Consider the following 9,399-nt stretch of genomic DNA (forward strand, 5'->3'; position numbering starts at 1 on the left):
AGCCTGTCCAGCAACGCGAAGAACCCATCCTTCTCAGCGGCTGTGTAAGACCGATACCGACGTTTCCCAAGTGCCACCGACGGTCGATCCGCTTTCTTCCTCGAGGACGATTCTTCCTTAGAGAAAGAACTATTAATTGATGACGCTTCCAATGGTGTTGCAACTCCCGAATTAAGGGGCCGTTGCAACGACCGCTAGAACTCGTCGTATGGGTGCATGCAATGCAATCACTTCTCAAGAAAGGGACAGCCAATGGGATCGGTGACAATCCGCAACGTGGATGACGAACTGAAACAGCAGATTCGCCTCCGGGCAGCAACCAACGGAAATTCGATGGAGGCTGAAATCCGCGTGGCACTCCGGAATGCATTCTTTACACAGGGATATGCCTACGGAGCGTCCAAGAGGGTGAGGCGCGGCGAGGAACCGGGATGGGTGAAGTCGTGGATGCAGAGCTGCCTCGCGATTGGTTCGATGGAGGACGTTCGCATACTTCCGCGAACCCACGATCATCGGTCAACGGCAGGGTGGGCGAGATGATCGTCGACACAGACATCCTGATTGAAATGATGCGGAGCCAGCTGGACTACCGGATCGAGCGATGGATGAATGAACAGCCCATCCAGCCATCGACCACTGCTGTTGCCGTTGCGGAAATCCTGGCAGGCGTTGAGCTGATTGACGAAAAGATTCGGCGTGCCACCGTGCAGCGGATATTCCGCCGGATTAGAGAGGAAGATTTCGCCTACAGAGTCATCCCGTTCGACGAAGACGCTGCGGATGTGTTCGGGCATTTGATGATGGCTTATGGGCAACAAGGCGATCTCCACGTGATTGATATGCAGGTTGCAGCCATTGCTCTGCACAAGAGGGAGACGCTGGCGACGCGACGGTGCGAAGTATTCGAGCGGTTGGGGGTGGACGTTTGCAATCCATTGGGAGTCCGCCGAGCTGGGACCAACGGGCGCCGGCAGGAACCGGATGAGAAATTTGTCCGGCTCGAGGGGTAGGTTTTCGACTCACTGACCGCCCACCGGTACTGTTGAGCCCATGCGTATAGCCCGTTTTGTTGTGGACTCCGATCCGATGTTTGGCGTTGTGGAAGGCGAATCCGGCAGCGAGGAAGTGGCCGTCATCAACGGCGACCCCTTCTTCGGCAAGGTCGAAGTCACCCCGGTCCGCCACAAACTGGAGGATGTCCGCCTGCTCGCGCCCATCATTCCGCGCAGCAAGGTCGTCGGTATTGGCCGCAACTACGCCGATCATGTGAAGGAACTCGGCAACGAGGTCCCGCCGGCACCGCTGATGTTCCTGAAACCGAACACGTCGGTCATCGGCCCGGGCGATCCCATCTCCCTGCCATCCTTCAGTGAGGAAGTTTCCTACGAGGCAGAGCTTGCGGTGGTTATCGGCCGGATCTGCAAGGATGTTCCGATCGAGCGTGTGGATGAAGTCGTCTTCGGCTACACCTGCGCAAATGACCTCACGGCCCGCGACGTCCAGAAGACGGACAACCAGTGGGCCCGGGCAAAAGGCTTCGACACCTCCTGCCCGCTCGGTCCCTGGATCGAAACGGAACTCGATACCGAGGACCTGGCCATCCGAGGCTACCTCGACGAGGAGCTCAAGCAGGATGGCAACACCGGCCAGATGATCTGGGACGTGAAAGAGCTCGTGGCTTACGTGTCCCAGGCGTTCACCCTGCTGCCCGGCGACGTCATCCTCACCGGCACACCTTCGGGCGTAGGCACGATCACAGACGGGCAGCGGTACGAGGTCGAGATCGAAGGCATCGGCGCCCTCTCCAATCCTGCCGTGCGCCGCTGATCACCTCACCGCCAATACACGCACATGGGATTTGATGCATATCTGACGCTCGCTGTCGTCGTTGCCGTACTCGCCGCGCTCTCGCTCACGAGACTGGCGGCCGACGTCATTCTCGTCGCCGCGATGGTGACGCTCATGGTCAGCGGCGTCCTCACGCCGTCGGAGGCGCTGTCGGGTTTCGCCAACACAGGCGTGATCACCATAGCGGTGCTCTACGTCGTGGCAACGGGACTGAAGGAAACCGGCGCAGTCCAGTGGATCGCCAACCGGCTGCTCGGCCAACCCAAAAACGTGAAGCAGGCACAGTTGAGGCTGCTGGCACCGGCGTCGGGCCTCAGCGCGTTCATGAACAACACCACGGTGGTGGCCATGTTCATCCCCGCGGTGCAGGAGTGGGCCGGGAAACTGCGGCTGCCGCCGTCGAAGTTGTTGCTGCCCCTGAGCTACGCGGCCATTGTTGGTGGCACCTGTACGCTGATCGGCACCAGCACCAACCTGGTCGTCGATGGTCTGCTGCAGAGCCGGTTGGACGTTTCGCTGCAGATGTTCGAAATGGCCTGGGTCGGCGTTCCGCTGGTCATTGTGGGCGGCACCTTCCTGTACTTCTTCGCCGATAAGCTCCTGCCGGACCGCGAAAGTGTGCTGGAACAGTTCGGCTCGGCACGTGAATACGCGGTGGAGGTCGACGTCGATCCCCGTGGCCCGCTGGTGCGCCAGACCATCGCTTCGGCCGGCCTGCGCAGCCTGCAGCACGGCTACCTCGCCGACATTGAACGCGACGGTCAGCTGATGCCGGGCGTACCACCCGAGACTCAGCTGCAGGCGGGGGATACGCTGATGTTCATCGGCGCCCCGGAATGCGCCCGGGAACTGCGCCGGATCCGGGGACTGATTCCCGCCAACGGCGACGTCCACAAGCTTAAGATCGACCACCACAAACGCCAGCTTGTCGAAGCGGTGATCGGTCCGGATTTCGCCGGCCTGAACCAGAGCGTGCGCGAATCCCGGTTCCGTTCCCGCTATCAGGCGGTGATCCTGTCGATCTCCCGGAACGGCGAACGGCTGCCCGGCAAAGTTGGCGATATCGAGCTGGAGCTGGGCGATACACTGCTGCTGGAAACCGGCCAGGACTTCGTGGACCAATACCGCTATCGCCGCGATTTCCTGCTCGTCAGCGCCCTGCAGGATTCCACTCCGCCGGACTTCAAACGCGCACCGTGGGCGCTCGGCATCCTGATCTCGATGGTCGTCGTCAGCGCGGTCGGCCTGCTCAGTATTCTCCACGCTGCGTTCCTGGCGGCCGGGGCGATGCTGGCGATACGCTGCATGCCGTACAGCAAGGCCCGGCGCTCCATCGACCTGTCGGTACTGATCGTGATCGCGTCGTCGTTCGCGCTCGGAGCCGCGATGTCCAAGACCGGAGCGGCCGAGCAGATCGCCAATTGGCTGCTGTTCAGCGATGGAATTCCTCCGTGGGTTGGTCTGCTGCTCGTGTACGCCATGACGGTCGTCTTCACCGAGCTGCTCAGCAACAACGCCGCCGCGGTATTGATGTTCCCGATAGCCGTTTCCGTCGCGGAGCAGCTGGACGTGAGCTTCATGCCGTTCGTCCTTGCGATCATGTTCGCCGCCTCGGCAAGCTTTATGACACCGATCGGGTACCAGACCAACCTGATGGTGATGGGCCCTGGCGGCTACCGGCTCAGCGATTACTTCCGGCTCGGCGGACCGTTGAGCATCCTGATGGGTATTACCGTGCTGGGAATCGTGCCGCTGGTCTGGAGTTTCTGAAACGCGGCTCCATTAGACTGGCATCATCATGACTAATTCTCCTTCCGCTTCTGCCGTCACGCCCACCGTCACCGAAGATACGCCCGTGCGCGTCCGGTTTTGCCCCTCGCCAACCGGCACGCCCCATGTCGGGTTGATCCGGACGGCGCTGTTCAACTGGGCCTATGCACGGCATACCAAGGGCACGCTGATCTTCCGCATCGAAGACACCGACGCCGCGCGCGACAGCGAGGAGAGCTACCAGCAGCTGCTGGACGGACTCAAGTGGCTTGGCATTGACTGGGACGAAGGCGTCGAGGTCGGCGGGCCGCACGAACCGTACCGGCAGTCGCAGCGCTCGGACATCTACCAGGAAGTGATCGGCAAGCTCAAGGCGGCCGGTCATATCTACGAGTCCTACTCCAGCCCGGAAGAGGTCGAGGAGCGGCATAAGGCCGCCGGCCGGGACGTGAAGCTCGGCTACGACAACTACGACCGGAACCTGACTGACGACGAGATCGAGGCCTTCAAGAAGGAGGGCCGCGAGGCCGTGCTCCGCCTGCGGATGCCGGACGAGGACGTCACCTTCACCGACCTGGTCCGCGGTGAAATCACTTTCAAGGCAGGCACGGTGCCGGACTTCGCCGTCGTCCGCGCCAACGGAGCCCCGCTCTACACCCTGGTCAATCCGGTCGACGACGCGCTGATGGGCATCACTCATGTGCTGCGTGGCGAGGACCTGCTCTCCTCCACGCCGCGGCAGATCGCGCTGTACCGGGCGCTGGTGGACATCGGCGTCGCGCAGTACATCCCGCAGTTCGGCCACCTGCCTTACGTGATGGGTGCCGGCAACAAGAAGCTCTCCAAGCGCGATCCCGAGTCGAACCTGTTCCTGCACCGGGAGCGCGGGTTCATCCCGGAGGGCCTGCTGAACTACCTGTCGCTGCTCGGCTGGTCGCTGTCCGCCGACGAGGACATTTTCACCGTCGAGACGCTCGTGGAGAAGTTCGACATCCACGACGTCCTCGGCAACCCGGCCCGGTTCGACATCAAGAAGGCCGAGGCCATCAACGGCACTCATGTCCGGATGCTCGACGCCGAAGATTTCCGCAACCGCCTGATCCCATATTTGCAGGACGCCGGCATCCTCGGTGAAGCGCTCAGCCCGCGCCAGGAGGAGATCCTGACCGAAGCCGCGCCGCTGATCCAGGAACGCATCGGCCTGCTGGGGGAGGCCCCGCAGATGCTCGGCTTCCTCTTCGCCGACGACCCAGAGATCGTCATTGCCGACGACGCCCGCAAGGGAATGCCGGAGAACCTGGCTGAGGTGCTCGACGCCGGCATCGCCGCCCTAAAACCGATCCAGCTATGGACCGCGGAGACCATTCAGGAAGCGCTGCGGAGCGCGCTCGTGGACCAGCTGGGCATTAAGCCGCGCAAGGCATTCGGGCCGATCCGCACAGGTGTGTCCGGCCAGCGCATTTCGCCGCCGCTGTTCGAATCCATGGTCATCCTGGGCAAGGACTCCTCACTGGCCCGGATCCGGGCTTTCCGCGACGAATCCGCTGCCCGGAACGAATCCGCAACGCAGTAGCGGGACGACGACATGAAGGATCACATGAGTACGAATACCAACGGCGGCCATTCCAGGATCGATGGCGCCACTGTCGATATCGACGGCGTCCTGTTCGACATCGACGACACTCTCGTCGACCTCAAGACGGCGATGGACAAAACCGTCCGCCACGCCAGCGCGGAGCACGCGCCTGGACTGAGCGAAGAGCAGTGGATCGAGTACACACATCTCTACTCGAAGGACCCGCTCGGCCACTATGACCGTTTCCTCTCGGGAGAACTTAGTTTCGTCGAGCAGCGGCTGCAGCGGATCCGTCACGCCCACAAAAGCGTCCACGGCAGCCTGCTCGACGACGAATCGCTGTTTGTCTGGAACAGGGCGTATGAAAAGACGCTGCCCATCCACTTTGTTGCGTTCGACGACGTCGCGACTCTCCTTGACGCGCTGGAGGCGGCCGGGATTGCCTACGGCGCGGTGAGCAACAACGTCGAGGCGTACCAGCGGATAAAGCTCGACAAGGCCGGACTGCAACGGGTCGAAGCGCTGGTCGGAACGGACACGGTCGATTGCCCGAAGCCGGATCCGCAGATCTTCCACGAGGGCGCGCGCCAGCTTGGCACGGAACCAGCCCGGACCATGTATGTCGGGGATAACCTTCTGGTTGATGCTGAAGGTTCGACGGCGGCAGGGCTGGTGGGTGTGTGGCTGAGCCGGCCTGGGGTGGTCGGCACGCCGGGGCCCGACGATCGCGAATTCGACGGCCCAACGATTGGCTCGCTCGATGAGATCCCGGCTATGCTCGGCCTAGTGAATTCGGGATACAAGGCATCGTGAATTTCGAAGCGCAAGGCATGGTGAATTCACCCTTCTGTCAGCGGTTTTGAACCACTGCAGTTGATCGGGTAAAGTTATCTGTCGGCGCTTGAGCGTGCGGAGGAGCGGGATTTGTCCTGTTTACCGAGACGGAAAGTGCCATTGGGGTATGGTGTAATTGGCAACACACTGGTTTCTGGTACCAACATTCTAGGTTCGAGTCCTGGTACCCCAGCGCTTCATTTCGACCGGAGTTTCGGTCGAATATGGCAGGCGCCACTGGATTGGCGCAGGCAACAAATTATGTGCAATACTCATCTAGCTTGTTGAGCAAAACAAAGTACGGCCCCATCGTATAGCGGCCTAGTACGCTGCCCTCTCACGGCGGTAACGCGGGTTCGAATCCCGCTGGGGTCACAGCTGGAAGCCTCCGGACTGCATCACGCAGACCGGGGGCTTTCTTCTTGCCCGGGCGGCAGCGCTAATGAAGCAGCGCTAATGAACCTGGATGTCCCGTATCTTTCCGAACGGAATATCGTCGGACACCATCGCCTGCGTTTCGTGCAGCGGACCCCGGATCAGCACGCCATGTTCGCCTTCGGCAACGGACTGCTCGAAGACCGGATAAAGCGCCTCCTGCATTTCCGGATCCAATTTTGCCAGGAATTTCGCGTACTCCCGGGGCAACTCATGTAACCGTATTTCAGCCATGTGCTTAGCATAGACGGACCGGACCGAATCGATAAGGGGTAAAACGGACCTGCCTCACGGTCAACCGGCGGGTTGGCTGGCAGAATAGATAATGTGAGATCTGAAACGGGCGATGCACCGCCGCTGAACCCGAATGGCGATCCCGTCGCTTTGCTTGAATCCGTCCGGCGGGCGCTGGAAACAGCGGCGCTTCCCCTCGAGCTGCCCGGCGCGGCTGCCGCCCGGCTCTACGTCGGCAATGCCCTCGCTCAACTCGACGACTATGTTCTTCCGCGCTACCGCAGCCTGGACGCACCGCTGCTCGCCGTCGTCGGCGGTTCCACCGGTGCCGGGAAATCCACCCTGGTCAACGCGCTGGTCGGGCATCCCGTCACGCGTGCCGGTGCCATCCGCCCAACTACGCGCCAGCCGATCCTGCTGCACCACCCCGAGGACCGGAGCTGGTTCGCCGACCAGCGCGTGCTGCCCAATCTCAGCCGGATTACCGCCAGCGTCGTTGACCCCTCAGGCCCGCAACGTCCCGCGGCGGCGGTGGGCACAGGGGATACGGCCGGTGCCGAGCCGGAGCCGGGCGCGGTGACGTCGCTGGTGATGCTCGGCGACGACGTCGTACCCCGCGGTGTTGCGGTGCTGGACGCGCCGGATATCGATTCCATTTCCGACGACAACCGCAGACTTGCCGGCCAATTACTCGCGGCGGCGGATTTGTGGCTGTTCGTCACCACCGCCAACCGCTATGCCGACGCCGTCCCGTGGAAACTGCTGCTCGAAGCGGCCGCACGGGATATCACCGTCGCGGTCGTGCTGGACCGGGTGCCGGAGGGAGTTGGCGACGAGGTTGAGGCCGACCTGCGTGGACTGCTGGAGCGGCAGGGGCTCGGCGGGGCGAAGGTTTTCGTGATCCCCGAATCGCCGCTGGACGAGCTGGGCATGCTCCCGGCCGACCTGGTGCTGCCCATCCGGGACTGGCTGGAGGAGATCGCCGCGGATGCCACTTCGCGAGCGGAAATTGCCCGCCGCACGTTGAACGGCGCGGTGAAGGCGCTGGGCCGGCGGATTTCGGACATCGCCAAGGCGGAGGTGGCGCAGCAGCGTGCCGGTGAGCGGCTGGCAGCGGATGTAAAGAACGCGTACGACGATGCCGCGATCAGGGTGCTCGACTCCACCAAAGACGGGACTCTTTTGCGCGGCGAAGTGCTCGCCCGGTGGCAGGACTTTGTTGGGACGGGTGAATTCTTCCGGGCAGTTGAGTCCAACGTCGGACGGCTCCGTGACCGGATCGGCGCGTTCATGACCGGTAAACCCGCCCCGGCTGTGAAGGTGGAATCCGCCATCGAATCCGGATTGCAGGCAGTGATCGTGGACGAGGCCGCCAAGGCAGCCGAGCACGCGGACCAGCGCTGGCGTTCGGACCCGGCGGGTCGACAGCTGCTCGGCGGGGACGACCTGGCGCGGACCAGCAAGGATCTGCCGGAACGGGTCGCCGTGGAAATCCGCGGTTGGCAGTCGGACCTGATGGAACTCATCCGCACCGAGGGCCAGGACAAACGTTTCCGGGCGCGGATGCTGTCCTTCGGCGTTAACGGCCTCGGCGTCGCCCTGATGATCGTCGTCTTTGCCTCCACAGCCGGGCTGACAGGACTGGAGGTCGGCATCGCCGGTGGCTCCGCCGTCGTCGGGCAAAAACTATTGGAAGCCATCTTTGGTGAGGACGCCGTCCGCCGGCTGGCCGAACGCGCAAGGAAGAACTTGAAAGTCCGGTGCGAATCGATCCTGACCAGCGAATCCCAGCGTTTCCTCACCCGGCTCGATGTTTTGCAAGCCGGTTCGGATAAGAATCTGGACCGCTACGCCGCCGCACTGCAGAAACTGGGGGAGCGTGCATGAGCCGGCACCGCAAAAAGGCCGAAAGCTCGGATCTCAGCGAGCGGCTGTCGGCCCTGGATGAAGCGCGTCAATTGGCCGAAGGGCGGCTTTCGGTTGCCCCGTTGGCAGAGGTCTATGACGTCCTTGAGCGCGCCACGTCGCGCCGTTCGCTGTCCGCCGGGCACACCGTCGTCGGGTTCTTCGGGGCCACCGGCAGCGGCAAATCGTCACTGTTCAACGCCGTCACCGGAAGCAGCGTCGCCACCGTCGCGGCACGCCGGCCCACCACCTCCGAGCCGCTGGCGGGAGTATGGGGAATCGAGGGCAGCGAGCCATTGCTGGACTGGCTCAACGTCAACAACCGGCAACACATGGACGACGGCGTGGGGGAGAGCAGCGCTGCAACGGGCGGCCAGGACAATGGCGGCCACGACGACGGCCGCGGAGGGGGAGCGACAGATGGCACTCATGACCTGATTCTGCTGGACCTGCCTGACTTCGACTCCACCGCCCTGGAGCACCGGAAGATCGTCGAGAAAATGGCAGGACAGGTAGACGTGCTCGTCTGGGTCCTCGATCCGCAAAAGTACGCTGACGCCGCGGTCCACTACGGCTTCCTGCGTCCGCTCGCCTCGCACGGCGCCGTCACGCTGGTGGTGTTGAACCAGGTGGACCGGCTCCAGGAGCGGGAGGTCGAGCCGGTGGTGAAATCCCTGCGTGGCCTGCTCGCCCAGGACGGCCTTGTTGACGCCGAAGTGCACCCGGTTTCTGCGGTGACCGGTACCGGCATCGACGTGCTGCGGGGGAAAATCCAGCAGGTTGCGGCCCGTCGCGAG

The 9,399-nt window shown here is 62.8% G+C and carries 9 protein-coding genes and 2 tRNA genes; 10 read left to right on the plus strand and 1 reads right to left on the minus strand.

Annotated elements, in window-relative coordinates; genetic code table 11:
* Positions 1–252: 252 nt before the first annotated feature.
* The 8 genes from Y707_RS33350 to Y707_RS0100755 all read left to right on the plus strand — a co-directional run bounded on the left by Y707_RS33350 (position 253) and on the right by Y707_RS0100755 (position 6,403).
* Positions 253–540: a FitA-like ribbon-helix-helix domain-containing protein gene (locus Y707_RS33350; RefSeq protein WP_051441494.1), complete on the plus strand. Its 288-nt coding sequence runs from the start codon at positions 253–255 to the stop codon at positions 538–540.
* Positions 432–1,010 (plus strand): PIN domain-containing protein, encoded by a 579-nt coding sequence (locus Y707_RS0100725; protein WP_081744533.1) that lies wholly within the window; start codon positions 432–434, stop codon positions 1,008–1,010. Before Y707_RS33350 ends, Y707_RS0100725 begins: the two co-directional genes overlap by 109 nt.
* A gap of 40 nt (positions 1,011–1,050) precedes the next feature.
* Positions 1,051–1,827 carry a fumarylacetoacetate hydrolase family protein gene (locus Y707_RS0100730; protein ID WP_026533697.1) on the plus strand — a complete coding sequence of 259 codons (777 nt, stop codon included), beginning with the start codon at positions 1,051–1,053 and terminating at the stop codon, positions 1,825–1,827.
* A 24-nt stretch (positions 1,828–1,851) separates the two neighbouring features.
* On the plus strand, positions 1,852–3,618 hold the full coding sequence (locus Y707_RS0100735) for an SLC13 family permease (protein ID WP_026533698.1): 1,767 nt from the start codon (positions 1,852–1,854) through the stop codon (positions 3,616–3,618).
* Positions 3,619–3,646: 28 nt separating this feature from the next.
* On the plus strand, positions 3,647–5,191 hold the full coding sequence (gene gltX, locus Y707_RS0100740) for a glutamate--tRNA ligase (protein ID WP_026533699.1): 1,545 nt from the start codon (positions 3,647–3,649) through the stop codon (positions 5,189–5,191).
* Positions 5,192–5,215: 24 nt separating this feature from the next.
* Positions 5,216–6,007 carry an HAD family hydrolase gene (locus tag Y707_RS22295; protein ID WP_051441495.1) on the plus strand — a complete coding sequence of 264 codons (792 nt, stop codon included), beginning with the start codon at positions 5,216–5,218 and terminating at the stop codon, positions 6,005–6,007.
* 142 nt (positions 6,008–6,149) lie between these two features.
* Positions 6,150–6,221 (plus strand) — tRNA-Gln (locus tag Y707_RS0100750).
* Between the two features lie 109 nt (positions 6,222–6,330).
* Positions 6,331–6,403, plus strand: a tRNA-Glu gene (locus Y707_RS0100755).
* Between the two features lie 78 nt (positions 6,404–6,481).
* Here Y707_RS0100755 and Y707_RS0100760 read toward each other — a convergent pair.
* A complete protein-coding gene (locus tag Y707_RS0100760) occupies positions 6,482–6,697 on the minus strand; it encodes a hypothetical protein (protein WP_155852618.1) in 216 nt (71 codons plus the stop codon).
* 93 nt (positions 6,698–6,790) lie between these two features.
* On the opposite strand from Y707_RS0100760, the gene Y707_RS0100765 reads away from it, so the two are divergent.
* Positions 6,791–8,584, plus strand: a complete 1,794-nt coding sequence (locus Y707_RS0100765) for a dynamin family protein (RefSeq protein WP_026533701.1) — start codon at positions 6,791–6,793, stop codon at positions 8,582–8,584.
* A partial coding sequence (locus tag Y707_RS0100770) for a GTPase (RefSeq protein ID WP_026533702.1) occupies positions 8,581–9,399 on the plus strand: 819 nt, incomplete at its 3' end. The genes Y707_RS0100765 and Y707_RS0100770, both read left to right, overlap by 4 nt.

Source organism: Arthrobacter sp. H14 (assembly GCF_000520495.1).
In the GTDB taxonomy this organism is placed as follows: domain Bacteria; phylum Actinomycetota; class Actinomycetes; order Actinomycetales; family Micrococcaceae; genus Arthrobacter_C.

Bases quoted from the DNA above. Each gene is read 5' to 3' on its own strand.
- Y707_RS33350 (WP_051441494.1), top strand. From the start codon at position 253: ATGGGATCGGTGACAATCCGCAACGTGGATGACGAACTGAAACAGCAG.
- Y707_RS0100725 (WP_081744533.1), top strand. From the start codon at position 432: ATGGGTGAAGTCGTGGATGCAGAGCTGCCTCGCGATTGGTTCGATGGA.
- Y707_RS0100730 (WP_026533697.1), top strand. From the start codon at position 1,051: ATGCGTATAGCCCGTTTTGTTGTGGACTCCGATCCGATGTTTGGCGTT.
- Y707_RS0100735 (WP_026533698.1), top strand. From the start codon at position 1,852: ATGGGATTTGATGCATATCTGACGCTCGCTGTCGTCGTTGCCGTACTC.
- gltX (WP_026533699.1), top strand. From the start codon at position 3,647: ATGACTAATTCTCCTTCCGCTTCTGCCGTCACGCCCACCGTCACCGAA.
- Y707_RS22295 (WP_051441495.1), top strand. From the start codon at position 5,216: ATGAGTACGAATACCAACGGCGGCCATTCCAGGATCGATGGCGCCACT.
- Y707_RS0100760 (WP_155852618.1), bottom strand. From the start codon at position 6,697: ATGGCTGAAATACGGTTACATGAGTTGCCCCGGGAGTACGCGAAATTC.